The 26756-nt window shown below is 61.0% G+C and carries 22 protein-coding genes; 10 read left to right on the forward strand and 12 right to left on the reverse strand.

Going from position 1 to position 26756, the window contains the following annotated elements; translation table 11 throughout:
• The first annotated feature begins 60 nt into the window (after nt 1–60).
• Nucleotides 61–2028, forward strand: coding sequence for a tetratricopeptide repeat-containing sulfotransferase family protein (locus tag I6A82_RS09950; protein WP_442945087.1), 1968 nt, complete (start codon nt 61–63; stop codon nt 2026–2028).
• A 16-nt stretch (nt 2029–2044) separates the two neighbouring features.
• On the opposite strand, the gene I6A82_RS09955 is transcribed toward I6A82_RS09950, so the two are convergent.
• Complete coding sequence (locus tag I6A82_RS09955; RefSeq protein ID WP_187336162.1) at nt 2045–3400, reverse strand: MFS transporter; 1356 nt, start codon at nt 3398–3400, stop codon at nt 2045–2047.
• Nucleotides 3401–3526: 126 nt separating this feature from the next.
• Between I6A82_RS09955 and cyoA the strand changes: the two genes are divergently transcribed.
• From cyoA to I6A82_RS09990, 7 genes are read left to right on the forward strand one after another with little or no spacing between them, the layout of a single operon-like run.
• Complete coding sequence (gene cyoA, locus I6A82_RS09960; RefSeq protein ID WP_442945088.1) at nt 3527–4633, forward strand: ubiquinol oxidase subunit II; 1107 nt, start codon at nt 3527–3529, stop codon at nt 4631–4633.
• Nucleotide 4634: 1 nt separating this feature from the next.
• Nucleotides 4635–6653: a cytochrome o ubiquinol oxidase subunit I gene (gene cyoB / locus I6A82_RS09965; protein ID WP_198094746.1), complete on the forward strand. Its 2019-nt coding sequence runs from the start codon at nt 4635–4637 to the stop codon at nt 6651–6653.
• Nucleotides 6650–7273: a cytochrome o ubiquinol oxidase subunit III gene (gene cyoC, locus I6A82_RS09970; protein WP_198094747.1), complete on the forward strand. Its 624-nt coding sequence runs from the start codon at nt 6650–6652 to the stop codon at nt 7271–7273. Before cyoB ends, cyoC begins: the two co-directional genes overlap by 4 nt.
• A complete protein-coding gene (cyoD, locus tag I6A82_RS09975) occupies nt 7270–7665 on the forward strand; it encodes a cytochrome o ubiquinol oxidase subunit IV (protein WP_187336166.1) in 396 nt (131 codons plus the stop codon). The genes cyoC and cyoD overlap by 4 nt, the downstream gene beginning before the upstream one ends.
• The gene (locus I6A82_RS09980) at nt 7662–8369 is read left to right on the forward strand and encodes an SURF1 family protein (RefSeq protein WP_332310958.1); all 708 of its coding nucleotides are present in this window, start codon (nt 7662–7664) and stop codon (nt 8367–8369) included. The genes cyoD and I6A82_RS09980 overlap by 4 nt, the downstream gene beginning before the upstream one ends.
• Entirely contained in the window at nt 8366–9706 is a 1341-nt protein-coding gene (locus tag I6A82_RS09985; protein ID WP_332310959.1) for an ATP-binding protein, read from the forward strand. Before I6A82_RS09980 ends, I6A82_RS09985 begins: the two co-directional genes overlap by 4 nt.
• Nucleotides 9669–10202, forward strand: a complete 534-nt coding sequence (locus tag I6A82_RS09990; protein WP_198094749.1) for a response regulator transcription factor — start codon at nt 9669–9671, stop codon at nt 10200–10202. The genes I6A82_RS09985 and I6A82_RS09990 overlap by 38 nt, the downstream gene beginning before the upstream one ends.
• 50 nt (nt 10203–10252) lie before the next feature.
• Here the strand turns inward: I6A82_RS09990 and I6A82_RS09995 are convergent, their stop codons facing one another.
• The 6 genes from I6A82_RS09995 to I6A82_RS10020 all read right to left on the reverse strand — a co-directional run bounded on the left by I6A82_RS09995 (nt 10253) and on the right by I6A82_RS10020 (nt 16424).
• Entirely contained in the window at nt 10253–11689 is a 1437-nt protein-coding gene (locus tag I6A82_RS09995; RefSeq protein ID WP_198094750.1) for an NAD-dependent succinate-semialdehyde dehydrogenase, read from the reverse strand.
• A gap of 240 nt (nt 11690–11929) precedes the next feature.
• Entirely contained in the window at nt 11930–12256 is a 327-nt protein-coding gene (locus I6A82_RS10000) for a hypothetical protein (RefSeq protein WP_198094751.1), read from the reverse strand.
• A 77-nt stretch (nt 12257–12333) separates the two neighbouring features.
• Nucleotides 12334–13143 carry a DUF1206 domain-containing protein gene (locus tag I6A82_RS10005; RefSeq protein ID WP_187336171.1) on the reverse strand — a complete coding sequence of 270 codons (810 nt, stop codon included), beginning with the start codon at nt 13141–13143 and terminating at the stop codon, nt 12334–12336.
• Between the two features lie 104 nt (nt 13144–13247).
• Nucleotides 13248–14645 carry a dihydrolipoyl dehydrogenase gene (gene lpdA / locus I6A82_RS10010; RefSeq protein ID WP_198094752.1) on the reverse strand — a complete coding sequence of 466 codons (1398 nt, stop codon included), beginning with the start codon at nt 14643–14645 and terminating at the stop codon, nt 13248–13250.
• Complete coding sequence (locus tag I6A82_RS10015; protein ID WP_198095580.1) at nt 14642–15004, reverse strand: acyl-CoA thioesterase; 363 nt, start codon at nt 15002–15004, stop codon at nt 14642–14644. The genes lpdA and I6A82_RS10015 overlap by 4 nt, the downstream gene beginning before the upstream one ends.
• 43 nt (nt 15005–15047) lie before the next feature.
• Nucleotides 15048–16424, reverse strand: a complete 1377-nt coding sequence (locus I6A82_RS10020; protein ID WP_198094753.1) for a pyruvate dehydrogenase complex dihydrolipoamide acetyltransferase — start codon at nt 16422–16424, stop codon at nt 15048–15050.
• A gap of 144 nt (nt 16425–16568) precedes the next feature.
• Here I6A82_RS10020 and I6A82_RS10025 point away from each other — a divergent pair, with 144 nt between their 5' ends.
• The gene (locus tag I6A82_RS10025; RefSeq protein ID WP_187336174.1) at nt 16569–17024 is read left to right on the forward strand and encodes a universal stress protein; all 456 of its coding nucleotides are present in this window, start codon (nt 16569–16571) and stop codon (nt 17022–17024) included.
• 23 nt (nt 17025–17047) lie between these two features.
• Here the strand turns inward: I6A82_RS10025 and I6A82_RS10030 are convergent, their stop codons facing one another.
• The 3 genes from I6A82_RS10030 to phaR are packed head-to-tail and all read right to left on the reverse strand — an operon-like array spanning nt 17048 to nt 20600.
• On the reverse strand, nt 17048–17569 hold the full coding sequence (locus I6A82_RS10030) for a peroxiredoxin-like family protein (protein ID WP_198094754.1): 522 nt from the start codon (nt 17567–17569) through the stop codon (nt 17048–17050).
• Between the two features lie 57 nt (nt 17570–17626).
• A complete protein-coding gene (locus I6A82_RS10035; RefSeq protein WP_198094755.1) occupies nt 17627–20017 on the reverse strand; it encodes a ribonuclease R family protein in 2391 nt (796 codons plus the stop codon).
• Between the two features lie 10 nt (nt 20018–20027).
• Nucleotides 20028–20600 (reverse strand): polyhydroxyalkanoate synthesis repressor PhaR, encoded by a 573-nt coding sequence (phaR, locus tag I6A82_RS10040; RefSeq protein WP_198094756.1) that lies wholly within the window; start codon nt 20598–20600, stop codon nt 20028–20030.
• A 45-nt stretch (nt 20601–20645) separates the two neighbouring features.
• Here phaR and I6A82_RS10045 point away from each other — a divergent pair, with 45 nt between their 5' ends.
• Complete coding sequence (locus I6A82_RS10045; protein ID WP_198094757.1) at nt 20646–24014, forward strand: TonB-dependent receptor domain-containing protein; 3369 nt, start codon at nt 20646–20648, stop codon at nt 24012–24014.
• Between the two features lie 48 nt (nt 24015–24062).
• Here the strand turns inward: I6A82_RS10045 and alr are convergent, their stop codons facing one another.
• Both alr and I6A82_RS10055 read right to left on the reverse strand, forming a co-directional pair.
• A complete protein-coding gene (alr, locus tag I6A82_RS10050) occupies nt 24063–25118 on the reverse strand; it encodes an alanine racemase (RefSeq protein ID WP_198094758.1) in 1056 nt (351 codons plus the stop codon).
• Complete coding sequence (locus I6A82_RS10055; RefSeq protein WP_198094759.1) at nt 25118–26737, reverse strand: MFS transporter; 1620 nt, start codon at nt 26735–26737, stop codon at nt 25118–25120. The genes alr and I6A82_RS10055 overlap by 1 nt, the downstream gene beginning before the upstream one ends.
• Nucleotides 26738–26756: the final 19 nt, after the last annotated feature.

The raw sequence follows: 26756 nt of genomic DNA on the forward strand, positions 1-26756 counted from the left end.
GGATTGAACGGAACGGCGGCGGTGGCATTTGCTCCCGCCGCCGTTCCTGCGTTAGGGCTCATGGCCATGACCACAAGTTACGAACGTCTGGCGCAAGGCCGCAAGGCTTTGCAGGAGGGCCGCCATGCCGATGCCTTGGCCGCGGCGGAGGCGGTGCTGGCGGATGACGCCGCGCATGGAGAGGCGCTCTATCTGGCGGCGGTCGCGGCGCGCTATGCCGGCCGCACCGAAGAGGCATCGGACTATCTCACACGCCTGCACCGCGCGATGCCCGAATATGGCCGCGCCTGGCAGGAGGCGGGGCATATCGCCCGCGATGCGTGCAAGCGGGACGAAGCGATCGGCGCTTATGCGCGCGCGGTGCGCTTCAACCCCGCGCTCGCGGCAAGCTGGCGGGAGCTTGCCCACTTGCAGGCGGCGGCGGGACACGCTGCCGAAGCGCAGGCGGCAGCGGCGCAGGAGCGGCGGCTTGCCGGTCTGCCGCGCGAACTGCTCGCCGTGACCAACCATCTCCACGAAGGGCGCCTGCTCCGGGCGGAGGAAATCTGCCGTCATTATCTGCGCAGTCATCCGCAGGATGTGGAGGGCATGCGGCTGCTCGCGCAGATCGGCATTCGGCTGGGCGTTCTGGACGATGCCGAATTCCTGCTGGAAAGCGCCTCCGCTTTTGCGCCGGAGGACGTGCAGATCCGGCTCGATTATATCGATGCGCTGCGCCGCCGCCAGAAATTCGAACGCTCGCGGAAGGAGGCCGAGGCCTTGCACGCGCGCGATCCCGACAATCCGCTGTTCCAGTCCCAGCTCGCCATCGAGAGCCTGCAGACCGGCGATTATGACCGGGCGCTGGGACTGTTCGAACAAGTGCTGGACCGCCTGCCGCGCGATCCGGCGACGCTCACCAGCCGCGGCCATGCGCTGAAGACCATGGGCCAGCAGGACCGGGCGGTGGAAAGCTACCGCGCTGCGTTCGACGCGCGGCCCGATCATGGCGATGCCTATTATGCGCTCGCCAATCTGAAGACCTACAATTTTTCGGACGATGAAATGGCGCGGATGCGCGCGCAGGTGGAGCGGCCCGATCTGGCTTTCATGGACCGCGTCCACCTCAGCTTCGCGCTCGGCAAGGCGCATGAGGACCGGATGGATTATGGCGAGGCGTTCCGCTTCTACCGCGAAGGCAATGATCTGAAGCGCGCGCAGACGCGCTACAGCGCCGATGCGATGAGCGAAGAACTGGCCCGTCAGCACGAAGCCTGCACTGCCGATCTGTTCGCCGCAAAGGCACAGGCCGGCCATGATGCGGCCGATCCGATCTTCATCCTTGGCCTACCGCGCGCGGGGTCCACGCTGCTGGAGCAAATCCTTGCGAGCCATAGCCAGGTGGACGGCACGCTGGAGCTGCCCAACATCCTCTCGCTCGCCCACCGTCTGCGCGGCCGCAGCGCCGCCCGTTCGCGCTATCCGGCGGTGCTGCACGATCTGTCGGAGGAGCAGCTCACCGGTTTCGGTGAGCAGTATATCGCGGACACGCGCATTCACCGGCAGGGCGCGCGCTTTTTCATCGACAAGATGCCGAACAACTTCCGGCATATCGGCCTGATCCATCTGATCCTGCCGAACGCGACCATCATCGATGCGCGGCGCGATCCGATGGATTGCTGCTTTTCCGGCTTCAAGCAGCTGTTCGCCGAGGGGCAGGAATTTACCTACGGCCTGGAAGAGATCGGGCGCTATTATGCCGATTATGTGCGGTTGATGGATCATTGGGACGATGTGCTGCCCGGCCGCGTCCTGCGCGTGCAGCATGAGGATGTGCTGGACGATCTGGAAGGCCAGACCCGCCGGATGCTCGACCATATCGGCCTGCCGTTCGAACAGGCTTGCCTCGATTTCCACAAGACCGAGCGCGCGGTGCGCACCGCCAGCAGCGAACAGGTCCGCCGCCCGATCAACCGTTCGGGCCAGGGGGCGTGGAAGCCGTTCGAACCCTATCTGGACCCGCTGAAGAAAGCGCTCGCCAAAGGATAGATGCTTTTCGCGAACCTCACGCCATGCGGCGGCCGAGTTCCTTGTTGATTCCGAGGGCGATCAGCGTGGCGAGGGCGCCGGACAGCAGATAGGCACCGGCGGCGATCAGGCCGAAGCGGCTCGCGATGACGAGGGCGACCAGCGGGGCAAAGCCGGCGCCGACCAGCCAGGCGAGGTCCGACGTCAGGGCAGAGGCGGTGTAGCGCCGCGCGGTCGCGAAGTTGGAGGCGACCGTGCCGGACGATTGGCCGAACGCGATGCCGAGAAGCGCAAAGCCCAGGATCATGAAGATGAACTCGCCGACATTGCCGCCATCGAGCAGCTGCGGCGCGAAACCGCTGAAAGCCGCGATCCCGGCTGCCGAAATGCCCAGAACATAGCGCCGGCCATAACGATCCGCGGCCCAGCCGGAGACGACGATCGCGCCCAGCCCCACGAAACCCCCGACCATCTCGATCAGCAGGAATTGCGCGGGCTTTTCGGGCGTGAAAAGCGCCACCCAGGACAGCGGAAACACCGTGACCATATGAAACAGCGCGAAGCTTGCCAATGGAGCGAACGCACCGATCACAATGCTGCGCCAGTCACTGCGCAGCGTGTCGGCCACGCGCGAGGGCTGCAGATCCTTGCTCTCGAACAGTGCGGTATAATCCGGCGTCGAAACCATGCGCAGCCGTGCAAACAGCGCGACCACGTTGATCGCAAAGGCGACGAAGAAGGGATAGCGCCAGCCGAAGCTCAGGAAATTCTCGGTCGACAGGGAAACCAGAAGATAGGCGAACAGCCCGCTCGCCACGATCAGGCCAAGCGGCGCCCCGAGCTGCGGGATCATGGCGTACCAGCCGCGTTTGTTCTCGGGCGCATTGAGCGCGAGCAGCGAGGCCAGGCCGTCCCATGCACCACCCAGTGCCGCGCCTTGCCCGATCCGAAAGATCGCGAGCAACACCGCCGCCCACAGGCCGATCGTCTCATATCCGGGCAGAAATCCGATCGCCACGGTGGACCCGCCAAGCAGGAACAAGGCAATGGTCAGCTTGGTCCCACGCCCCAACATCTCGTCGATGCGCAGGAAGATCAGCGAGCCCAAAGGCCGTGCCACGAACGCCAGTGCAAAGATGATGAAGCTGTAGAGCGTGCCCGTCAGTGGATCGACGAACGGGAAGACCAGCGACGGGAAAACCAGCACCGAGGCGATCGCATAGACGAAGAAATCGAAAAATTCCGACGTCCTGCCGATGATGACGCCGATGGCAATTTCGCTCGGCGCGATATGGCTATGGCGCGTGTTGATCGCGCGGGCGTCGCGCTCGGCGCTTTGAGAAGCGTTGAGCGGGCGATCGGGCGCTGCGTTCAGGCCGGTCTCGGCTGTCATGGTCTTGTTGTCCCGCGAAGTGGAGAATCCATCGGTAGACGCGCTCTATGCATTAGCGCAAAAACTTTTGGGATTGGACAAAATGTCCAATGTGGCACCGCACCATGAATTGATAGATAAGGCGTCATGGCAAGACTTCCCACTTCTGCGCGCTTCGCTGGCGCCATGCTTCGTTTCGTTCCCGCGATCGGCCTGGCCGCGCTCTTGTCCGGATGTGACATGGTGGTGCTGAACCCGATGGGCGATGTGGCGGTGCAGCAGCGCAACCTGCTGGTTTTCGCACTAGCCCTGATGCTTCTGATCGTGATCCCGGTGATCGCGCTGGTCGGTATCTTTGCCTGGAAATACCGCGCGAATAACAGGGAGGCGCGTTACGATCCGGATTGGGACCATTCGACCAAGCTGGAGCTGGTGATCTGGTCCGCGCCGCTGTTGATCGTGATTTGCCTTGGCGCGGCCACCTGGACGGGTACGCACCTCCTCGATCCCTATCGGCCTATCGAGCGGATTACCAAGGGAGAACCGGTCCCGGCGAACGTCAAGCCGCTAGAGGTTCAGGTGGTCTCGCTCGACTGGAAATGGCTGTTCATCTATCCCGAATATGGCTTTGCCACGGTGAACGAGCTGGCCGCGCCGGTGGACCGCCCCATCAAGTTCCGCCTCACCTCCTCATCCGTCATGAACGCGTTCTACGTGCCCACGCTGGTGGGGATGATCTACACCATGCCGTCGATGGAAACGCAGCTGCATGCGGTGATCAACGAGCCGGGTAATTACGACGGCTTCTCCAGCAATTACAGCGGCGCGGGCTTTTCCGGCATGCGCTTTCGCTTTCATGGCATGGAGCCGGCCCAGTTTGACCAATGGGTGGCGATGAATCAGGCCGATGGTGACGCGCTGACCCGCGCCAGTTATCTGCAGCTCGCCAAGCCCACCGAGAACGTGCCTGTCATGCGCTATGGCCGCGTGGCACCTGACCTGTTCAATCTGGTCGTGAATCACTGCGTCGAGCCCGGCTCGGTTTGCATGAGCGAAATGATGAAGATGGACCGGGCCGATCCGTCGAGCATCGACGACGAGCACGGCATGTCCATGCCTCAAGGGCACCAGCCGCAGCGCCCGCTCAACAGCGCCGATGCCGGTGAAGAACCGCCGCAATCCCCCGCCGATGTGGACCAACGAAGCCGTTCGGCCCCCGGCGCCCTCGATATTCCCTCCCAGCGGAACAACTAATATGGCTCAGCCTGAAACCCTCTCCCCCCTGAACGTCAGCCCCATCTTCGGCCGTTTCACGCTGGAATCGCTGCCCCTGCATGAGCCGATTGTGGTCGTTACCTTTCTGGTGGTTGCACTGGCGGGCGGCGCGCTGCTCGCGGCCCTCACCTATTACAAGGTCTGGGGCTATCTGTGGAAGGAGTGGTTCACCACGGTGGACCATAAGAAAATCGGCATCATGTACATGGTGCTGGGCATCATCATGCTGCTGCGCGGCTTTGCCGATGCGATCATGATGCGGCTTCAGCAGGCGATGGCCTTCGGTGGGTCCGAGGGCTATCTCAACGCGCATCATTATGACCAGATCTTCACCGCGCACGGCGTAATCATGATCTTCTTCGTGGCGATGCCGATCGTCACGGGCCTCATGAACTATGTGGTACCGCTGCAGATCGGCGCGCGCGACGTGTCCTTCCCTTTCCTCAACAATTTCAGCTTCTGGATGACCGCAGCGGGCGCCGTGGTCATCATGATGAGCCTGTTCGTGGGCGAATTCGCGCAGACCGGTTGGCTCGCCATGCCTCCCTTGTCCGGCATCGCCTTCAGCCCGGGCGTGGGCGTCGACTATTACATATGGGCCTTGCAGATAGCGGGCGTCGGCACGCTTCTATCCGGCGTGAACTTGATCGCGACCATCGTGAAGATACGCGCGCCGGGCATGCGCTTCATGAAGATGCCGATCTTCTGCTGGACGGCGCTGTGCACCAACATCCTGATCGTAGCCGCCTTCCCGGTGCTGACCGCCGTGCTCGCGCTGCTCAGCCTTGACCGCTACATCGGCACCGCCTTCTTCACGAACACCCTCGGCGGTAACCCGATGATGTATGTGAACCTCATCTGGATCTGGGGCCATCCGGAGGTCTACATCCTGATCCTGCCGATGTTCGGCGTTTTCAGCGAAGTCGTCTCCACTTTCTCCGGCAAGCGGCTCTTCGGCTATACGTCGATGGTTTACGCTACGCTCGTGATCACCATTCTCGCCTATCTCGTCTGGTTGCACCACTTCTTCACCATGGGTTCGGGCGCCAGCGTGAACAGCTTCTTCGGGATCACCACGATGATCATCTCGATCCCGACGGGGGCCAAGATCTTCAACTGGCTGTTCACGATGTATCGCGGCCGCGTGCGGTTCGAGCTGCCGATGATGTGGGCAATCGCCTTCATGATCACCTTCACGCTGGGCGGAATGACCGGCGTGCTGCTCGCCGTTCCCCCGGCCGACTTCGTGCTGCACAACTCGCTGTTCCTGGTGGCGCATTTCCACAATGTGATCATCGGCGGCGTATTGTTCGGGGCGTTTGCCGCCATCAATTACTGGTGGCCCAAAGCCTTCGGTTTCAAGCTGGATGTGACTTGGGGCAAGCGCAGCTTCTGGCTGTGGGTCACGGGCTTCTACTTCGCGTTCATGCCGCTCTACGTGCTTGGCCTGATGGGCGTGACGCGCCGCCTGCGCACCTTCGAAGACCCAAGCCTCCAGATCTGGTTCCTGATCGCTGGCTTCGGCGCCTTCCTGATCGCGCTGGGTATCGCGGCCATGCTGATGCAGTTCTTCGTCAGCATTCGCAATCGCAAGCAGCTGGCCGATGTCACCGGCGATCCGTGGAACGGGCGCACACTGGAATGGGCCACTTCTTCGCCGCCGCCGGACTATAATTTCGCATTCACGCCGGTGGTGCATGACAGCGATGCATGGTGGGACATGAAGGCGCGCGGTTACAAGCGCCCTGAAAGCGGGTTCGCGGCAATCCATATGCCTGCCAACACCGCCGCCGGCATGGTGCTGGCCGCCCTCAGCGTGGCCTTCGGCGTCGGCATGATCTGGTATGTCTGGTGGCTCGCCGGCCTGAGCTTCCTGGGCATCCTGGCGGTCTCGATCGGCCATACGTTCAACTACAAGCGGGATTTCTACATCCCGAAGGAAGAGGTCGTGGCGCAAGAAACGCTCCGAACCCGGCAGCTGGCGGGAGCGGCGGCATGAGCAGCGTGACCAGCGATTACGATCGCGACACCTTCCACCTGCCGGAAGAGCCACATCACCCGGAAGGTTCGAGCACGATGCTCGGCTTCTGGCTGTACCTGATGAGCGATTGCCTGATCTTCGCCATGCTGTTCGCTACCTATGGCGTACTGGGCACAAGCTATGCCGGCGGTCCGGGACCGAAGGAACTGTTCGAGCTGCCGCTGATCGCGCTGAACACGGCGATGCTGCTGTTCTCCTCGATCACCTATGGCTTTGCCATGCTCGAGATGGTGGAGGGTCGGCGTGGCCGCATGCAGGCCTGGCTGGCGATCACCGGCCTGTTCGGCCTCGCCTTCCTGGGCATTGAGATGTACGAATTCACGCATCTCATCATGGAAGGCGCGACGCCGCAGCGCAGCGCCTTTCTGTCCAGCTTCTTCATCCTGGTCGGCACACACGGCTTGCACGTCACCTTTGGCGTCATTTGGCTGGTGACGCTGATGGTGCAGGTGCAGAAAAAGGGACTGATCGCGGCCAATCAGCGCCGCCTGATGTGCCTCAGCCTGTTCTGGCACTTCCTCGACGTCATCTGGATCGGCGTCTTTACCTTTGTTTATCTGATGGGGATGCTGCGATGAGCACGCACGACACCACCAAGAGCGCGCAAGGCCATGACGCGCATGATCACGCCCACGGGCTCGAGCATGAGGAAGGCCACGGCTCGCGCAAGGGCTATATGATCGGCTTCGGTCTGTCGGTGGTCCTCACCGCGATACCGTTCTGGCTGGTGATGACGCGGCCGCTGACGACGCAGGCGACCGCGCTGATCATCCTCATTTTCGCGGCCGTCCAGATGGTGGTCCACATGGTCTACTTCCTGCATATGAACCGGCGGGCCGAGGGCGGCTGGTCCATCATGGCGCTGATCTTCACGGTAGTTATCGTGATCATCGCGTTCAGCGGATCGCTTTGGGTGATGTATCATATGAACGCCAACATGATGCCGATGCAGGCGATGAGCGACATGTGATCCGGCGTTTCGGCCCGGCGCTCGCGCTGCTGGCAGGCCTGCTGGTGATCGGTAGTCTGCTGGCGCTCGGCACTTGGCAGGTGAAGCGTCTGGCGTGGAAGGAAGCGCTGATCGCGCAGGTCGATGCGCGCATCCATGCACAGCCTGTACCGGCACCGGAAACGGCGACGAAGGATGACGCCTATCTGCGCGTCACCGCACGCGGCCGCTACTTGCCGGACGCCACCACGCTCACTCTGGCCGCAACCGAGAAGGGATCCGGCTATTGGGTGCTTTCGCCGCTGCGAACAGACGATGGCCGGATCATCCTCATCAATCGCGGTTTCGTACCAAAGCGTGAGAAGCCTTCCTTGCCTGTCGGCGAGCAGAGCGTCACCGGTCTTCTCCGGATAAGCGAACCCGGCGGCGGATTTCTGCGAAATAATGATCCGGCGGCAGATCGCTGGTACTCGCGCGATGTGGCCGCCATCGCCGCGGAACGCGGGCTGAGCGGCGTTGCCCCCTATTTCATCGATGCCGAAGCAGAGCCGAAATCAGGGGCTGGCGGATCGGACCAACCGATCGGCGGGCTCACCGTCGTCTCCTTCCCCAACAATCATCTCGTTTACGCCATCACATGGTATATCCTTGCCATCATGGCCGCAGCAGCCCTCATCTTTCTGATCCGCTCGCGCCGCATTTCCCAGCGTGGCGAGCGCCCGTGAACAAGCTGCCACTGCCCGTGGCCGAGCCAAGGGAAACGGACAGCGCGGGCCGCGAGAACCTGATGCAGCTCATCCAGCTGCGCTGGCTCGCCGTGGCCGGACAGCTGGCCACCATTCTTCTAACCCATTTCGTATTTCATATTACGCTGCCGCTGGCACCTATGCTGACCGTGCTGGTGGGCCTGGTGATCCTGAACCTCGTCAGCTTGCCGCTGGTGCGCCGCGGCGGATCGATCCGTAACGGTGCCCTGTTCGGCGCACTCTTGCTGGATGTCGCGGCTCTTTCCGCCCAGCTCTATTTCAGCGGCGGTGCGACCAATCCGTTCGTCTCGCTCTTCCTCTTGCAGGTCGTTCTGGGGTCGGTGCTGCTCGATCGGTGGTCGAGCTGGGCGCTCGTGCTCGCGACCAGCGTGGCCTTTGCCATACTGACGCTATTCTACCGGCCGATCACTCTGCCGGTCTCTTTTCACACCGATCTCTTCTCGCTCCACATTCAGGGCATGTGGGTATGTTTTGCGCTGGTGGCGGTGCTGCTCGTCATGTTCGTCACGCGCATCAACAGCAATCTGCGCGCGCAGGATGCCCATCTCGCGGCGATCCGGCGGCAGGCGATCGAGGAAGATCACATCGTGCGCATCGGCATGCTCGCTAGCGGCGCGGCGCATGAGCTGGGCACCCCCCTCGCCTCGATCAGCGTTCTTTTGGGTGACTGGCGGAATATCGATGCCGTCCGCTCGGATCCCGAGCTGCTGCGCGATGTGGTCGATATGCAAGCAGAGGTGCAGCGCTGCAAAGCCATCGTCACCAACATCCTGCTCTCGTCCGGCGATGCGCGCGGAGAACAGTCCGCCGCGACCACCGTGCGTATTCTGTTTGACCGCATGGTCACCGACTGGGCTGAGGCGCGCGGGTTTTCCGATCTGCATTATGAAGATGCGTTCGGACCGGACGTGCCGATCGCGTCGGACCTCGTGCTGCAACAGGCGGTGTTCAACCTGCTGGACAATGCCGCAGAGGTTTCACCGGATCATATCCTCGTCACTCTGTCGCGCGAGGCCGAAGGGCTTTGTCTGACGGTCCGCGATCGGGGGCCGGGCTTCCTGCCTGCTCAGCTGGCCGCGCTGGGCAAACCTTATAACAGTTCCAAGGCGGAACCAGGTCGCGGGATGGGGCTTTTTCTGGTGGGCAATGTAGCGCGAAAGCTCGGCGGATCGCTCGACGCGCGCAACGTGCGGCGCGGAACGGGCGCGCAGGTACGCCTTCGCCTTCCGCTCGATGCCATTCGATTGGAGAATGAGGATGCCGGACAAGCCGCTGCTGCTGATCGTCGAGGATGACGCCGTCTTCGCGCGCACCCTTGCCCGCTCCTTCGAACGGCGCGGATATGAGGCGGTGCTGGCGGCCAGCCCGGCGGAGGTCGATGCCGTCCTAGCCGATCGCACGCCGCGTTACGCAGTCGTCGACTTGAAACTGGCGCAGGCCTCGGGTCTCAACTGCGTGGAAACGCTGCACGCGCATGATCCCGAAATGATCATCATCGTGCTGACCGGCTATGCCAGCATCGCCACCGCGGTGCAGGCGATCAAGCTGGGTGCCACATCCTACCTCGCCAAGCCTGCCAATACGGACGAGATCGAGGCTGCGTTCGGCCAGCAGGCCGGTAATGCAGAAGCCCCCATCGAAGGGCGGCCCACGTCGATCAAGACAATGGAGTGGGAGCGGATCAACGAGGTGCTCGCCGAAACCGATTTCAACATCAGTGAGACAGCGCGGCGGCTCGGCATGCATCGGCGTACGCTGGCGCGGAAACTCGACAAGCGCCGCGTCAACTGATCACAGCGGCAGGCGGGGCCCCTGTCGCAGAAACCCCGCCCAATAACTGCTCACTTCATGTGGAAGGTTTTCGTGATCAGGTGCGCGGCGACCCCTTCCGGGCCGTCTTCCGAACCGAAACCACTGTCCTTCATCCCGCCGAACGGGCTGTCCGGCCAGCTGAGTGCGAGCTGGTTCACCGCAATCATGCCTGCCTCGATCTCATCGCCCAGCCGGTTCTGACGCCGACCATTTTCGGTGAAGCAATATGCCGCCAGCGCGTAGGGGAGCCGATTGGCCTCCGCGATTGCTTCCTCATCCGTACCGAACGGCCGGATGAGTGCGAGCGGGCCGAACGGCTCTTCGTTCATGACCCGCGCCGACATCGGCACGTCGGTCATCACCGTCGGTTCGAAAAAGAAGCCGCCGTTGGAGCCGCCGCGTGATCCGCCGGTGACGATCTTTGCGCCCTCGCTGCGAGCATTTTCGACCATCTCTTCGATCGCTTCGGGCCGCCGCGGATTGGCCATCGGCCCCATCTGGGTGTCGGAGTCCATGCCCGCGCCGACCCTCAGGGCCTTAGTGCGCTCGGCAAAGCCTGCCGCGAACTTTTCGTAAATGCCCTCCTGCACATGAAAGCGCGTGGGCGACACGCACACCTGACCGGCGTTGCGGAACTTGTGCGGCACCAGCATGTCGAGCGTCTTGTCGAGATCGCAATCATCGAACACCAGCACCGGCCCATGTCCGCCCAGCTCCATCGTTGAGCGCATCACCGTGTCCGCTGCCAGCTTCATGAGATGCTTGCCGACTGGCACCGACCCGGTGAAGCTGAGTTTGCGTGTCACCGGCGATGCCAGCAGATGGCGCGAAATTTCGTCGGGCACGCCGAACACCATCTGCGCCACCTTGCCGGGCAGCCCGGCATCGCGGAAGCAATGCATAACCTCGATCGCGCTGGCCGCGGTTTCCTCGCTGGGCTTCAGGATGATGGAGCAGCCCGCAGCGATGGCGGGAGCAAGCTTGCGCACCGGATTGAGGATCGGGAAGTTCCACGCGCAGAACGCCGCCACCGGGCCGATCGGTTGATGCAGCACGAGTGAGCGGGTGCCGGTGGGTCGCGGGAGCACCCGGCCATAAATACGCTCCGCTTCACCGGCATGAAATTCCAGGAGATTGGCCGTCGCGCCCAGTTCGCCCTTCGCCTCGGTCAGCGGCTTGCCCTGTTCGGTCGTGGCAATTTTTGCGATATGATCGGCACGCTCGCGCAGCAAAGCCGCGGTTTTGCGCAGCACAGCAGCGCGCTTGGCACCGGGCGTATCGCGCCATTGCGCAAAGCCTTCCTGCGCGGCGTCCAGCGCGCGATCGAGATCGGCCTTGGTCGCGACCGGAAGATCACCAATCCGCTCGCCCGTCGCGGGGTTGAGCGGATGCACGGTCTCTCGCCCTTCGGAACCCAGCCATTCGCCGCCGATATAGAGGGCAAGCTTCGTGCTGTAATCGGTCATGAAAGGTCCTTCGTCTGTTTGATTTTTGATACGGCCGGGCGACCGCGACGGTGCGGAGATAGGAAGCGAGCATTGGTTCGCCAGCCATACGCATGGATTTCTGGGGATCTACGGAGGGTAAATGGGCCGTCCGCCGCCAATGTCACTCAGCAGCGCGATGGAGGCTGTATTCGCTCACCGGAACGAACCGATCCCGGACGACGAAACCTGTCTTTACCCGAGGACCGCAGCCGGGAAACGCTAACGAAGCACGGGCCGCGTGTTGCTTTCGCTGTAGTTGGCGTAATTGTTTTTCATCATCGCGAGAATGTTCGCAATTTCCTCATCGGCATAGCTGGCGGCATCGGCCTGACTGGACCCGAATTCGCGTTCGGATTTAACGACCGCAGCGCGGTAGGCATCCCTCTGGCTGGCGCAAACGTCATTGGCCGCGGCAACGAACTCTTTTTCGCTTTTTTTCTCGTCGAGACTGCTGACCGTCAGCTTCATCAGACAATCATTATAGGCCTGATTGGTGGTAATCACTGGATCCTGCGCACTGAGCAGCATGGCAATTGCGAAAAACATGAAACCTCTCCCGTTCCTGCTTTATTGCGCGATCATAGCATTGAAATCGCGCGCGCCAAAGCAGGAACGGAGCAGGATCAGGAATGCTTCTTGGCCTCTCGTTTCAGCCGCTCCAGCACATCCTCATTACGGATCGTGCGATAGCGCGCCATGGCCAGGCTGAAGAGGCCGAAGAGCAGGAAGCCGATCGCGACCAGCGTGAACAGCCAGCCATTGTCCTGCAGGGAACTGATCGCGCCGCCGACGCCGCGAACCTGACTGCCCTGCTCGGCAAGTGCAGCCTTTACGGTGAACCAGCCAATGATGAGGAATACGACCGCACGGGCCGCATAACCGGCATGGCCGAGATATTTTACGAAATGGGGCGTGTCCGCATCAAGCTTGCCCATGAACTTGCCGGTATAGGCCTTTTTCGCCTGCTCGAACCCGGCGCCGATAAAGCACAGGCCGATGAACGCGAGGACGATCCAGCCGCCGGGGAACCCAAGCACCATGCTCGCGGCTTCCTCTTGTCCACCGCCGCCCGATCCGGAGCCGCCGCTGCCCGCCCCGAACGCAGTCTTGATGGCAACATAGGCAAGGAAAAGGTGCCCTAATCCGCTGGCGACATGGCCCAGGCGCTTTGCGATGCCCTTGGGCGTCGTTCCACCGCCTTCAATATCGATAGCCGCGCCGTAGATGCGGAAGACGCCGTAACCGAGCAGGCCGAGCCCCACCAAGGCCAAGACGACATGACCTGCCGGCATCTCCTCGATCTGGCTTAGAATGTCGGTAGCGCCAGATCCGCGCCCGGTTGTCAGCGCGATATAGCCGATGAGAAAATAAACGATCGCGCGCGCAAGATACCCTGCGCGCGCGAAATTCTGTACCTGAGTGACGCGGCTCATACTGATAGTTCCCTGTTCGTTACGCAAGGTGAACGGACCGGGCAGCTTTCAGTTCATTTCGGGTCCGGCATTCAGGCTAGCCACGGTATGCCTGCGATAATCGGTCAGTAATGGATCGCGCGGTCATAAGCGTCGAGCACGCTTTCGTGCATCATCTCGCTCAGCGTCGGATGCGCGAAGACCGTATGCATCAACTCTTCCTCGGTGGTTTCCAGCTGGCGCGCGACGACATAGCCTTGGATCAGCTCGGTCACTTCCGCGCCGATCATATGCGCACCCAGCAGTTCGCCCGTCTTGGCGTCGAACACCGTTTTCACGAAGCCTTCCGGATCGCCCAGCGCAATCGCCTTGCCGTTGCCGATGAAGGGGAAATTGCCGACCTTCACCTCATGCCCGGCCTCCTTGGCCTTGGCTTCGGTCAGGCCGACGCTCGCCACCTGCGGGCGCGAATAGGTGCAGCCCGGGATGTTCGATTTGTCGAAGGCATGCACATCCTTGCCCGCCAGCTTCTCGACCGCGACGACGCCTTCATGGCTGGCCTTGTGCGCCAGCCAGGGGGCGCCGGTCACATCTCCGATGGCCAGGATCCCGTCGACATTGGTGCGCCCGAAGCCATCCGTCTTGATGTGCCCCTTCTCGGTTTCGACCCCGAGCTTTTCAAGGCCGATATTCTCGGTGTTCGGCACGATGCCGATGGCGACGATGACGTGGCTGAACTCTTCGGTCGTGCTCTTGCCCTTGGCGTCCTTGATCGTCGCCTTCACGCCCGATTTGGAGCTTTCCAGTTTCTCCACGCCCGCACCGGTGCGGATATCCATGCCCTGCTTCTTCAGCGCCTTGGTCATGAAGGTGGAAACGTCCGCGTCTTCCACCGGCAGGATGCGGTCGAGCATTTCCACGATCGTCACGTCCGCGCCCATATCGCTGTAGAAGCTGGCAAACTCGACGCCGATCGCACCCGAACCGATCACGAGCAGCTTCCTCGGCATTTCCTTGGGCACCATCGCATGGCGATAGGTCCAGACGCGCTCGCCATCCGCCTTCGCGAACGGCAGGTCGCGCGCGCGGGCGCCCGTGGCAATCATGATCGTCTTCGCGCTCACGTCGGTGGACTTGCCGTCCTCGCCCTTCACCGCGATCTTGCCTTTGGCGGTGATGGTGCCGACGCCGTTCAAGACATCGATCTTGTTCTTCTTCATCAGATGCGTGACGCCGCCGTTCAGCTGGCCGGCCACCTTGCGGCTGCGATCCACGATCTTTTCCAGATCGAAGCCCGGCTTTTCCGCCTTCAACCCATATTGTTCGGCATGGGTCATATAATGGTGGATTTCGGACGTGCGCAGCAGCGCCTTCGTCGGGATGCAGCCCCAGTTGAGACAGATGCCGCCCAGCTTCTCGCGCTCGATAATGGCAACCTTCATGCCTAGCTGCGCAGCGCGGATCGCCGCGACATAGCCGCCCGGGCCCGAACCGATGATGGCGAGATCGTAAGTGGTGCTCATACTGTGACGTCCTCCTGGGAGATGGGCTCTTGCGCAATGGGGCGCGGCCGTCCCTCGTCGTCGACGGCGACGAAGGTAAATTGCGCTTCGGTGACCTTGACGTGGCGGTCCGCATGGCGGTGGCGCCGCCAGGCTTCCACGTCGATCTTCATGCTGCTGGTTCCGACATGGGTGAGATCGGCATAGACCGAAACCTCATCGCCCACCTTGACCGGCGCGTAAAACTGCATGCCGTCCATCGCAATGGTGACGGCGCGCCCACGGGCATGCCGCGCGGCGACGAGGCCGGCGGCACTGTCCATCAGGCTCATCAACCAGCCGCCGAAAATGTCCCCATAGGCATTGGCGTCCGCCGGCATCGCCGTGACACGGATAGCCGGATCGCGGGGTTTGTCATCCAATTCAGGCCACCATCGCCAGCGGGTTTTCCACGATCTGCTTGAACGCCTGCATCAGCTCCGCGCCGTCCGCGCCGTCGATGGCGCGGTGATCGAAGCTGCCGGTGGCGCTCATCACGGTGGCGACGGAGAGCGCATCGTCGACGATATAGGGGCGCTTCTCGCCCGCGCCGACCGCCAGGATCATGCCCTGCGGCGGGTTGATGACGGCATCGAACTGCTTGATGCCGAACATGCCCATGTTGGAGATGGACGCGGTGCCGCCCTGATATTCTTCCGGCTTCAGCTTGCCTTCCTTGGCGCGACCGGCAAGCTCCTTCACCTCCTGGCTGATCGCGCCGAGCGCCTTCGTTTCCGCGCCCGTTACGATCGGCGTGATGAGGCCTGTGGGAGTGCTGACCGCGACGCTGATGTCCGCGCGGCTATATTTGATCAGCTGGTTGCCGGCATAGCTGACATTGCATTTGGGCACCTGGATAAGCGCCTTTGCGAGCGCCTTGATCAGCATGTCGTTGACAGAGAGCTTGATGCCCTGCGGTTCCAGCGCCTTGTTGAGATCGGAACGCAGCTTCAGGAGCTTGTCGAGCTGCACATCGACGGTGAGGTAGATGTGCGGGATCGTCTGCTTCGCCTCGGTCAGGCGGCGCGCGATCGTCTTGCGCATGTTGGACAGCTTTTCCGCCTCGTGCGGAATATCCGTCTGGAAGTCACCTTCCGCGGCGGCGGTGGACTTCGCCTCCTCTGCCTTCGCTGCGGGCGCCTCGGCGGATTTCGCCGTCGGCTTCGCATCGGCGACGTCGGCCTTTACGATCCGGCCCTTGGGTCCGCTGCCTTCGATCGCGGTCAGATCGAGGCCCTTTTGCGCGGCGATCCGGCGCGCGAGTGGGCTCGCCTTGATCCGCTCTCCACTGTCGTCGGTCGGCGCAGCAGGAGCCTTGGTGCCGTCGTCGGCTACGGCCTGATCGGTCGGCTTGCCATGATCCTCGGCCTGCGTCTTGGAGCGCTCTGCCTTTTTATCCTCATCCCCGGTCTTGTTGGGGTCGGACGGTTCCTTGCTCGGCTCCTGCGCGGTCTTGGCTTCTTCGCTCTTCGCCGCGCCGCCGCCGGACGCCGCTTTGGCCGCCTCTTCCAGATCTTCGCCTTCTTCGGCCAGGATCGCGATGACCGCGCCGACCTTCACTTCGTCGGTACCTTCCTCGACCAAGATCTTCGCAATGGTGCCTTCGTCCACCGCCTCGAACTCCATCGTCGCCTTGTCGGTCTCGATCTCCGCCATGATGTCGCCGGAGCTGACCGTGTCGCCTTCTTTCACCAGCCATTTGGCGAGCGTGCCTTCTTCCATCGTCGGCGAGAGAGCGGGCATTTTAAGTTCGATGGGCATGGAAGATTCGTTCCTATCGCTGGCGTGTGGAGGGTCTATGCCAAAGGGTGACGCTGCGTCCAAGAGGGTTTAGCCGCCCAAGCTTGCATGGATCGGGATTTTGGCGCAGCTTTCCGGATGACAATTGGGAGAGGCACCATCGCCATGCGCACCTATCTGGTGGTGATCGATGAAACGGATGAAGCGCTGCTCGCGCTGCGCTTCGCCACGCGGCGCGCCGCAAAGACGGGGGGCGCTGTGCACATTCTTGCGCTGGTCGAACCGCAGGACTTCGTCGCCTGGGCGGGCGTGCAGCAAACCATCGAGGAAGAGAGCAAAGCCCGGGCCGAAGCGCTTGTCGTCAGCGCGGCAGGCACCATCCTTGAGGAATCGGGCCTACGCCCTTCGATCACGGTGAAGGAAGGCCGCGGGCCCGATGTGGTGCGGGAGCTTTTAAGCGAACGCGGCGACATCGCCGCCCTCGTGCTCGGCGCCTCGGCGCATGGCGGGCCGGGGCCGCTCGTAAGCCACTTCACCGGCGCTGCAATGGGCAGCCTGCCCTGTCCCGTCATGGTGATCCCAGGCGGACTGAGCCACGAGGATATCGACAGGCTGAGCTGAGCGGCCGCCCGCAACCGGCTTCGTCAGGCTTTCGTGCCGCGCGGCGGATAGTCTTCTTCGATCACGAAATCGATTCCCTTCAGGATCGCATCGAAGCTCGGGCGCGCGAACGGGACGCTTTGATGTTGCATCATATAGATGTTGCCGTCGGGCCGGATCAGTGCGATGCCGGGCTCGGAAAATACCGCCGGCTCTTCCGAACCTTCGCGCGCGGTGCTGATATACAGCCCCCATTCGCGCGCTTTCTCTTCGCTCATATCATAAGCGAGCGGAAGGTTGCCGGTATCCCACTCGGCATCCACCTTCATCGCGCGCTCTTCATCGTCCATCGAGATGGCGAAAGGCGAAATACCGCGTTCGGTGAACTCGTCCAACCGGCTGCCGAGCTCTTCCAGCTGTTTCTTGCATAGCGGACAGTGCGAGCCGCGGTAGAAGACTAGCATCGTGAAACGATCCGGCGTCTGGGCGGAAAGTTCGAACTTCGCCTGGATGGTCAGCGGCAGGTCGAGGCTGGGGGCGGCGGTGCCGGGAACGGGATGGGTCATGCAATCTCCTTTGCATCGATCAACCCGGCGAACCCGCCTCCGTTCCAGTCGAAGCGATCAGCGCTTCTTTTTGCCCTTCCCTTTCGGCTTGGCGCCGCCCTTTCCAGCGGGCGTTTTCTTCCGCCCGCTTTGCGGCCGCTTGCTCTTGCGCGGCACGCTGGAGGGACGCCCGCGCCGATCCCGACGCACCGGCTTGCCCGGCGCCCGCCCAGGGATTTCCACGTCCGGCACTTCGAACCGAAGCCCGCCCGACACCGGGTTCGCCTCGGCAAGGCGCAGCTTCAATTTCATGCCGCTCTTGTAGACGGTGTCGCTGTCCCGCCCAGTCAGCGTGCGCGCGGCCTCGTCATAGGCGAAATGCTCCGCGCCCAGCGTGGAAACCGGAACAAGCCCGTCGCCGCCAAGCCCCTCGACCATCGCAAAAAAGCCGAAATCGAGCACGCCGGTGATCCGCGCATCCACCAGCTCGCCGACATGGGACGCCAGATAGGCCGCGACATAACGGTCCATCGTGTCCCGCTCCGCCTCCATCGCGCGCCGTTCGGTACGGCTGATCACCTCGGCGATATGGCCGAGATCGGAAGCGTCCTTTTCCGTCAGGCCCGTGCCGCGCTGGATCGAACGGTTGTTCGGCGCCGGCATTTCCAGATCATAGGCATCCACCAGCGCACGATGGACAAGCAGATCCGCATAGCGCCGGATGGGCGAGGTGAAATGCGCGTAGGAACCGAGCGCCAGCCCGAAATGCCCCGTCTTCTCCGCACCATAATAAGCCTGCGTCTGCGTGCGCAGGATCTGCTCCATCACCTGCGGCAGCACTTCGTCATTATCGACGCGCTCGATCAGCCGGTTGAACACCCCCGGCGTCACCACCTGACCCAAGGCGAACTCCATGTCGAATGTCTTCAGATAATCCTTCAGCGCCACCAGCTTCTCGCGCGATGGCGGAAGATGCGCGCGGTACATCACCGGGGACTTTTTCGCCTCCAGCGCCTTGGCCGCCGCGACATTGGCCGCGATCATATAATCCTCGACCAGGCGGTGGGCATCGAGACGCTCGCGCACCGTCACCTCGGCAATGCGCCCCTGATCGTCCAGATGCACCTGCCGTTCGGGCAGATCGAGATCCAGCGGCGCGCGCTTCTCCCGCGCCTTGAACAGCAGCTTCCAGCAAGCCCAGAGCGATTCCAGAGCCTTCGCCAGATCGCCGTCCGCTTTCAGCTTGTCGAAGGAACGCTTGTCCTCCTCGGATATCTGCGAGCCGGACGGCCGATCCTTGCCGTCGACGATCGCCTGCGCATCCTCATATGCGATGTTCGCTGCAAGCCTTACCGTGGCGCGCGTGAAGCGGTGGCCGGTAACCTCGCCCTGGCTGTTGATGACGAGGTGGCACGCCATGGCGGCGCGGTCCTCGCCCGCCTTCAGCGAGCATTTGTCCGAGCTCAGCTCATGCGGCAGCATCGGAACCACACGGTCCGGGAAATAGACGCTATTGCCGCGCCGCCGCGCCTCACGGTCCAGTTCGCCGCCGGGGCGCACATAGAAGGACACATCGGCGATCGCGACGACCGCCTTGAAGCCGCCTTCGTTCGCCGGATCGTCGTCTGGCGCCGCCCAGAGCGCATCGTCATGATCGCGGGCATCGCGGGGATCGATGGCGAGGATCGGCAGGTGACGAAGATCTTCGCGCCTTTCCGCCGCCACCGGTAGTTCGGCAACGCGCTGCGCTTCTTCGATCGCGGCGTCCGGAAACACATTGGGAATACCATATTTGGCGATGGCGATCAGGCTGAAGCTCTTGGGCGCAAACGGATCGCCCAGCACCTCGATCACCCGCGCGGTGATGCGGTTGCCGCGCCCGCCTTTTTCCGCGACCACCAGCTGGCCGGGCTCGGCATTGCCAAGGTCGGAGATCGGCGTATCGCGGCGCGCTTTTTTGTCCGTGCTGCGCAGCATGAAGCGCTCGCCGTCCTTCTCGACCACGCCCAGCAGCTGTTCGCTACCGCGCGCCAGTTTCTTCATGACATGCGCGATATGGCCGTTTCCGCGCGCCTCGGTACGCGCCAAAACGCGGTCGCCCACGCCCAAGGCGCCGTTACGGCCACGCTCGATAATGCGCAGTTTCGGCGCGGGAACACCGTCCGCCTCCCAACTTTCGGGCACGCCGACCGGCTGATTGCCGTCGATATCGGTGACCCGCAGCACGGTCACCTTGGGCAGGCCACCCATTTTATGGAAGGCGCGGCCGGGTGCCATCGCCACCAGTCCTTCGTCGGTCATGTCCTTCAGCAGTGTCTTCAGCGCAATCTTGTCCTGACCGCTGAGACCGAACGCCTTGGCGATCTCCCGCTTGCCCGCAGGTGTGTCGCTGCTCTCGACAAATTCGAGGATCTGCTCGCGGCTGGGAAGGCCCGCGCGCTTCGATGTCTTTTTTCTGGAGTTGGCCAAGGCGGTGCGATCAATCCTCGGGCGAAAGCCGGTCGAGCTTGGCTTGAAGTTCAGCCACCTGCCGCTTCAGCTCATCCATCTCGCCGCGGCTGCTCTCCGCCGATGGCGCCGCAGCGCCCGGTGCGGGCACGAACGCATCGCGCGCGGCCTTCATCATCTGCAGGTTCTTGCGGGCGATCTCACCGAACGGCCCCTTGGCCACCGCACTCTCCAGCGCATCGTCGAGCTGACGTTGGTTTTCACGGAACTGGCGCATCGAATTTTCCAGATAATCCGGGATCATCCCCTGCATCGACCCGCCATAAAAGGAGATGATTTCCTTCAAAAAGTTCGTTGGCAAAAGCCCCTGCCCGCTGCTCTCTTCCTCCATGATAATCTGGGTAAGCACCGTATGCGTGATGTCATCCCCGGACTTCGCGTCGATCACCACAAACTCCACGTCCCGCCGGATCAGATCGGCCAGATGATCCAGCGTGATATATTTGGAACTGGACGTGTCATAAAGCCGCCGATTGGCGTACTTTTTGATGGTGATGGGTTGCTCGTCTTTCGACCTAGTCTGCACTGCCAACTCACTCCTCATCGGGACGCTGCAATAACGTAACAGCTCTGCGCGACGATGTGCTAAATGGCCGCGAACGAACCTGCACGCAAGTGGGTACCTCCCTCGAAGGCATGTGGCCGATATGTCACGGCAATCGACAAACAGTTTGCAACGACCGCAACGCAGGTTGCAGAAAAACGACAATCGGGCTTTGTTGAGACAGCAATTATTCAGGGAAGAGAGTTTATGCGCACATCGAGATTTTTATTTGCTGCATCAATTTCTGGCATTGCTTGCAGCATGTTGCTGCCGGCCTCGCTTCATGCTCAGATAACCAACGATGAAGATGAGCGCGTTGAAAGCGAAGTCGATGCGATTGTGCCAGACTCGTCTACCGCGCAGCAAACAGATAATGGCCTTATTGTCGTTACCGGTAGCCGCATCGCACGGAGCGCCAATCTGGAAGGTCCCATTCCTGTTACGGCAATTGACGCTGAAACACTTACCCGAGGTAGTGATATAGCGCTGGGCGACGCGCTGAACGAACTTCCTGCGCTGCGTTCAACATTCAGCACAAGCAATTCGGGACGCTTTATCGGTACTGCTGGACTAAGCTTGCTTGATCTCCGCGGACTCGGGACAACTCGTACGCTCGTACTGGTAAACGGCCGCAGGCACGTAACTTCGACGCCAGGCGATTTCAACGTCGACGTCAATACCATTCCGAGCGAATTGCTTGAACGCGTAGAAGTTATTACGGGTGGTAGCTCTGCGGTTTATGGTTCGGATGCCGTTGCCGGTGTCGTGAACTTCATTCTCCGTGACGATTTCGATGGCCTCCGAATCAAAGGTCAAGGCGGAATTTCCGACGAGGGTGATCGCGGGTCGTATTCGGTTAGCGGAACGATCGGCAAAAACTTTTTCGACAATCGACTGAACATTGCGCTTTCGGGCGAGTACTCCCAGCAAAACCCCCTCTTTTTTACTGATCGTCCCGATCAATTTGGCGCGTTTGCGGGTACCCCCGGGTTTGTTACCACGGACCCCACCGTTACAATAAACCCGGACGGATCGGTGACTCCGGAACCGCCGGCGGGCGACGGCATTCCCGACACCAGCTTTGTTGGCGGAAACGGTCGTCCCGGCGTGAAGTTTGGGTTCATTTCTGGGGGCGGTGCCCTTAGCACCAGTTGCCCTGCTCCTAGGTTTGATCGCAGGGTTACAGATACATGTAGCGGTCAACTTGATCAGCAGGGATTTAACATCCCAGTTCGTTACTTTTTCCAGCCAGACGGTTCTCTGGTGCGTAATACCGGAAACTACACACTCACAGGGGGGTCAATCGGTGGTCTCGGCGCGACCGGTATTGAGGGCGGACTGGCTAATGTCGGCCTCAAGCGCTACTCTGGCAATATTTTGGTAAACGCGGATATATCGCCGGCATTTCAGCCTTTTCTTGAGGCAAAGTACGTTCACGTAGACTCATTTCAGGCTAGCCCCCAGGCGACATTCTTCAATTCGCGCCTCAACTCGGTGTTCAATACGAACAACCCGTTTCTTACTCCGCAAGCCATTGCTACAATTAATTCGATTACTGGGCGTCCAGGCGGTGGTACGCCACAATTTGTAATCCAGCGCTTCAACTACGACATCGGGACGCGGGGAGAGGATCATGATCGTGACACGTATCGGGTAGTGGCCGGCATTCGTGGCAGCCTATCCGATGTTGGCAACCTCCGGTATGAGGCGGCTTTCAACTATGGTCACACGGATACATTCTACCGTACTAGCGGCAACATCTTGATTGCGAACTTCAACAACGCCCTTGCTGCTGTTCGCGCTCCCGACGGGAGTATCCAGTGCCGGATCAATGTTGATTCAAATCCCGCAAACGACGATCCTGCATGTGCGCCGTTAAATCTTTTCGGAGCAGGTAATCCCTCTCAAGCGGCACAGGACTATGTGCTGTATGAATCGACCCGGGACGAAACCGCTGATCAGTATAACGTCACTGCCTTTATTTCTGGCGATAGCAGTGGCCTCTTTGAACTGCCCGGTGGCCCCGTCGGTTTCGCAGTAGGCGGTGAATATCGCCGCGAGGAGGCGTTTTCTAGTTTTGACGATCTGACTAATGCCGGGGCAACATTCCTGAATTCGAATACTCCATTCGATCCGCCCGCCCTTGAGGTTTACGAGGCGTACGGCGAACTGAACGTACCGATCATTTCCGGCGTCTCTGGCATTGAGGAACTTACCGCCTCCGGAGCTGTGCGTTATTCTGACTACAACTTCTCGGGTGGTGTGACAGCATACAACGCGAACCTTATATATTCTCCGTTCCCTGGACTGCGTTTCCGGGGGGGCTATGCTCGCTCGGTACGTGCACCGAACCTGGGTAATTTGTTCGCAACGCAATCTGAAACTTTTAATACTATCGCCGATCCGTGTAATGCAACTCGGATAGGTGAGCAGCCGAACTTCGCTGCACGTTGTGCAGAAGCCGGCATTCCAACCACGATCACACTTCCTAATGGAAATGTAATTCCATTCACCAATGTCTCGCCGAGCAATATTTCCGGTTTCAATCGCGGTAACCCCAACCTTCGGCCCGAAAAAAGCAATAGCTTTACCTTTGGTGGGGTGTTCGCACCGACGTTCCTACCTGGCTTTTCGATTACTCTTGACTACTATAATATCGAGGTCGAAGACGTAATCTCTGGGCTGTCGGCGCAGGCAATCGTTGATCGTTGCTATAATGACCCGAATTCGTTGGACAATCCTTTCTGTGCCGTCGTGTTTCGGCGTGCGCCAACTGGGAATGTCTTCCAAGATTACGCATTCGACGGTCAGCAAGGTCGTCGTTTTCCGGGACTCGCAGATGAAACCTTCCCAGCCGTCGGTCCCGGCTTCATCAACCAGCCATTCAACTTCGCTTCTCTGAAAACCTCGGGTATTGATGCTGACATTAGCTATCGTAAAAACCTGGGCGCTAACGCGAGCCTGGCAATTCGGGGTCTCGTCAGTTGGGTCGCTGAGCGGAACAGCTTCTCGTTTATCGGTGACCCGGATCGGTATGTACGTTTGAAGAGCACCCTGGGTGATCCAGAATGGGCAGGAAACCTTTCGGTTGCGTTGGAAGTAGATAACGTCACTTTGACCTATGAAGGCCGTTACGTTGGTAAACAGACCATTGCGGCTTTTGAGACCCAAAATTCGGTTCAGGGCCGACCCCCTGAAAACGCCGATGCTTTCCCGCAGATCTATTATCCGGACATTTACTATAATGATATTCGTCTAAGCTTTAATGTTCAGGAAAAGTACGATTTCTACGTGGGCGTAGATAATGTACTTGATCAACTTCCGCCCTTCGGCATCGATGGCACAGGCGGCGGTGGCGCTATTTATGACAACACCGGGCGTTTCTTCTATGCGGGCTTCGTAGCGAACTTCTGAACCGCTTTAACTGTCTTAAAAAAGGGCCGCTTTTGCGCGGCCCTTTTCTTATACACACCAGCTTCTCTCCGATCTTCTTCCAGAGTTTGTTAGCAATTCATATTGTGACAAATTAGTGGAGCGAGCGGCCATAGCTAGAGATTGTGCTACTCGTGCCCACTGGTGACCGATCTGTCTGAAAGCTAGTTTCAAAATAACTAGATCCATTGAAACCCGACCCACAACTTCAGCCGAATCGTTTCCGATGAAGAACTTCCCGCCATTCGAGAATGCCCGCATGTAGCCGTCGGCATATCCGATAGCGGCGACGGCCACGGTCATCTCTCGGTCGGCGGTGAAGGTGGCGTTGTAGCCTACCTTGTCGCCGGGTTTTAGGTGGCGGATCTGGAGGATGCGGGCTTCGGGGAAGGCGACTTGCCGGATGCGGCCTTCATATTCGGGGCGCTGGATGCCGCCGTAGATCGACAGGCCGGGCCGGGTAACGTCGAAATGATAATCGGGGCCGAGGGCAATACCGGCGCTGTTCGCGAGGCTTTTGCGGGCATTCGGGAAATAGGTGGCTACGGCGCGATAGCGCTCCAGCTGGGCCGCGTTTTGGGGCACGTCTTCGTCAGCTGACGCAAGGTGGCTCATCACCATATCGATGTCGAGTGAGAGAGCGGCGACTTCGCCTGCCCGCTCGTCCTCAATGCCGAGGCGGTTCATGCCGGTTTCGAACATGATATCGCAGCGCCCGCCGCCCGCATCGCGCCAAGTGGCGAGCTGCTCCATGCTGTTGATCACAGGTTTGGCGCCCAGTGCGATAGCGGGACCTACCTCTTCTGGCAGAACACCGTTCAGCACCGATATTTGTTCCGGCGGAATGAGATCGGCTATTGCCGCAGCCTCCCGCCAGTGCGCGACGAAGAAAGCGCGACAACCCGCCGCAGCAAGGCGCTTCACGACCTCGCGGGCACCGAGGCCGTAGCCATCGGCTTTAACGGCGGCGCCTGCTGACGCACGGCCGCTCATGTCATTCAATGTGCGCCAGTTGGCAATGAGCGCGTCGGAATCGAGGCGCAGCCGCAGAAGCGGCGGAAAGTCTTCCGGTTTTGGCTTGTCCATTAATTCCGCTCGGCCGACCAATCGGGTTGTTCATTCGGCAGTCCGAAGAGCGTCACGAGGAACGCCATCAGCACCACAGCCCAGGTGTACCACAATCCGGAATAGGGATCGCCTGTCGTCGCGATGATGGCTGCGGCGATCAGTGGCAGGAAACCGCCGAAATAGCCGGTGCCGAAATGATAGGGGATCGACATCGAACTGTAGCGGATTTTCGGCGGGAACATTTCGCTTAGCAGGGCTGCCATCGGACCATAAGTCGCGCCGGACAGGCCGCCAAGTAGCACTAGCATCAGGATGATGACAGCGATCGCCAACGGCTCCGGTACAACCGGCTCGAAATTATAGCCCGCAGCGGCCAGTCCGGCATCGATGCTGGCCTTGTCGAACGACGTGATCTGCTCACCGCCGATGGCGAGCGACAACGTTTCGGCGGGCTGAATGGTATATTCCACGCCGCGGGCCGACAGGTCGGCCAGCAATTGGCCGCATGGGCTGGCCTGCTCTGACGCGAACGCATTATAATCGCAGGCCGGTCCGCTCACCACGATCGGTGCTCGGTCGAAACTGTCGCTTAGCTGCGGGTTGGCGACAGCGCCGATACCCCAGAAGATCGGGAACAGCAGGATGAGCGTCAATCCGAAGCCCCAGACGATGGGCTTCTTGCGTCCGATTCGGTCCGACAGGCGGCCAAATAGAAGGAACCAGAAGAGGCCAAGGGTCGCGCCGATACCGACGATGATTTCAGCTGCCGTGCCCTCGATCCGCATCGGACCTTTCAGGAAGCTCAGGCTGGAGAAATAGGCGGTGTACCAGATGACGGTCAACCCTGCGGACAGCCCGAACAGCGCCACGAAAATGCGGCGCTTGTTGCCGGGATAAGTGAAGCTTTCGACGAAGGGATTGCCGGACAGTTCGTTCGACGCCTTCATTTTTTTAAAGACCGGGCTTTCGGACAGTTTAAGCCGCATCCAAAGTGAAATGGCCAACAGAAGCAGCGACAGGATGAAAGGAACGCGCCAGCCCCAAGCGTCCCATATTTCCGCTGGCATGGCCGCCTTTACGCCCAGCACCACGATCAGGCTGAGAATGAAGCCGCCCGGCACGCTGGCCTGGATGAAGCTGGTATAGAAGCCGCGCCGTTCGGGCGGGGCGTGTTCGGCAACATAAACCGCCGCGCCGCCATATTCGCCGCCCAGCGCCAGGCCTTGCGCGATGCGCATCAGGATGATCAGGATCGGCGCGGCATAGCCGATGGTGCTCGCCGACGGGATCAGGCCGACGCCTGCAGTCGCCAGACCCATGACAGTGATGGTGACGAGGAAGGTGGCCTTGCGCCCCACCCGGTCTCCCAGAAAACCGAACAGGATGGCGCCGAGCGGGCGGAAGCCGAACCCGACGGCAAAGCCGGCCCAGGCGAGCAGCGTTTGCAACGTCTCATTGCCGCTTGGGAAGAACACGCGGCCGATGATGCCGCTGGCTGCGAGCGTGCCGTAGATGAAGAAATCATACCATTCGAAAATGGTACCTGCCGAGGACGCCCCGATGACCAGGCGGATGGTTTTCGGATCGGCTTCTGCGGGGGTGCCGGATCCCGCAGCTTCTTCCGCAACGCTCGACATCGCTCTCACACCCCTCACC

The sequence above is a fragment of the Novosphingopyxis sp. YJ-S2-01 genome (assembly GCF_016093175.1).
GTDB lineage: Bacteria > Pseudomonadota > Alphaproteobacteria > Sphingomonadales > Sphingomonadaceae > Novosphingopyxis > Novosphingopyxis iocasae.

Excerpts from the sequence above, each read along its gene's own strand:
- I6A82_RS09950 (WP_442945087.1), top strand. The coding sequence starts at position 61 with ATGGCCATGACCACAAGTTACGAACGTCTGGCGCAAGGCCGCAAGGCT.
- I6A82_RS09955 (WP_187336162.1), bottom strand. The coding sequence starts at position 3,400 with ATGACAGCCGAGACCGGCCTGAACGCAGCGCCCGATCGCCCGCTCAAC.
- cyoA (WP_442945088.1), top strand. The coding sequence starts at position 3,527 with ATGGCAAGACTTCCCACTTCTGCGCGCTTCGCTGGCGCCATGCTTCGT.
- cyoB (WP_198094746.1), top strand. The coding sequence starts at position 4,635 with ATGGCTCAGCCTGAAACCCTCTCCCCCCTGAACGTCAGCCCCATCTTC.
- cyoC (WP_198094747.1), top strand. The coding sequence starts at position 6,650 with ATGAGCAGCGTGACCAGCGATTACGATCGCGACACCTTCCACCTGCCG.
- cyoD (WP_187336166.1), top strand. The coding sequence starts at position 7,270 with ATGAGCACGCACGACACCACCAAGAGCGCGCAAGGCCATGACGCGCAT.
- I6A82_RS09990 (WP_198094749.1), top strand. The coding sequence starts at position 9,669 with ATGCCGGACAAGCCGCTGCTGCTGATCGTCGAGGATGACGCCGTCTTC.
- I6A82_RS09995 (WP_198094750.1), bottom strand. The coding sequence starts at position 11,689 with ATGACCGATTACAGCACGAAGCTTGCCCTCTATATCGGCGGCGAATGG.
- I6A82_RS10000 (WP_198094751.1), bottom strand. The coding sequence starts at position 12,256 with ATGTTTTTCGCAATTGCCATGCTGCTCAGTGCGCAGGATCCAGTGATT.
- I6A82_RS10005 (WP_187336171.1), bottom strand. The coding sequence starts at position 13,143 with ATGAGCCGCGTCACTCAGGTACAGAATTTCGCGCGCGCAGGGTATCTT.
- lpdA (WP_198094752.1), bottom strand. The coding sequence starts at position 14,645 with ATGAGCACCACTTACGATCTCGCCATCATCGGTTCGGGCCCGGGCGGC.
- I6A82_RS10015 (WP_198095580.1), bottom strand. The coding sequence starts at position 15,004 with ATGCCGGCGGACGCCAATGCCTATGGGGACATTTTCGGCGGCTGGTTG.
- I6A82_RS10020 (WP_198094753.1), bottom strand. The coding sequence starts at position 16,424 with ATGCCCATCGAACTTAAAATGCCCGCTCTCTCGCCGACGATGGAAGAA.
- I6A82_RS10025 (WP_187336174.1), top strand. The coding sequence starts at position 16,569 with ATGCGCACCTATCTGGTGGTGATCGATGAAACGGATGAAGCGCTGCTC.
- I6A82_RS10030 (WP_198094754.1), bottom strand. The coding sequence starts at position 17,569 with ATGACCCATCCCGTTCCCGGCACCGCCGCCCCCAGCCTCGACCTGCCG.
- phaR (WP_198094756.1), bottom strand. The coding sequence starts at position 20,600 with ATGAGGAGTGAGTTGGCAGTGCAGACTAGGTCGAAAGACGAGCAACCC.
- I6A82_RS10045 (WP_198094757.1), top strand. The coding sequence starts at position 20,646 with ATGGCCGCGAACGAACCTGCACGCAAGTGGGTACCTCCCTCGAAGGCA.
- alr (WP_198094758.1), bottom strand. The coding sequence starts at position 25,118 with ATGGACAAGCCAAAACCGGAAGACTTTCCGCCGCTTCTGCGGCTGCGC.
- I6A82_RS10055 (WP_198094759.1), bottom strand. The coding sequence starts at position 26,737 with ATGTCGAGCGTTGCGGAAGAAGCTGCGGGATCCGGCACCCCCGCAGAA.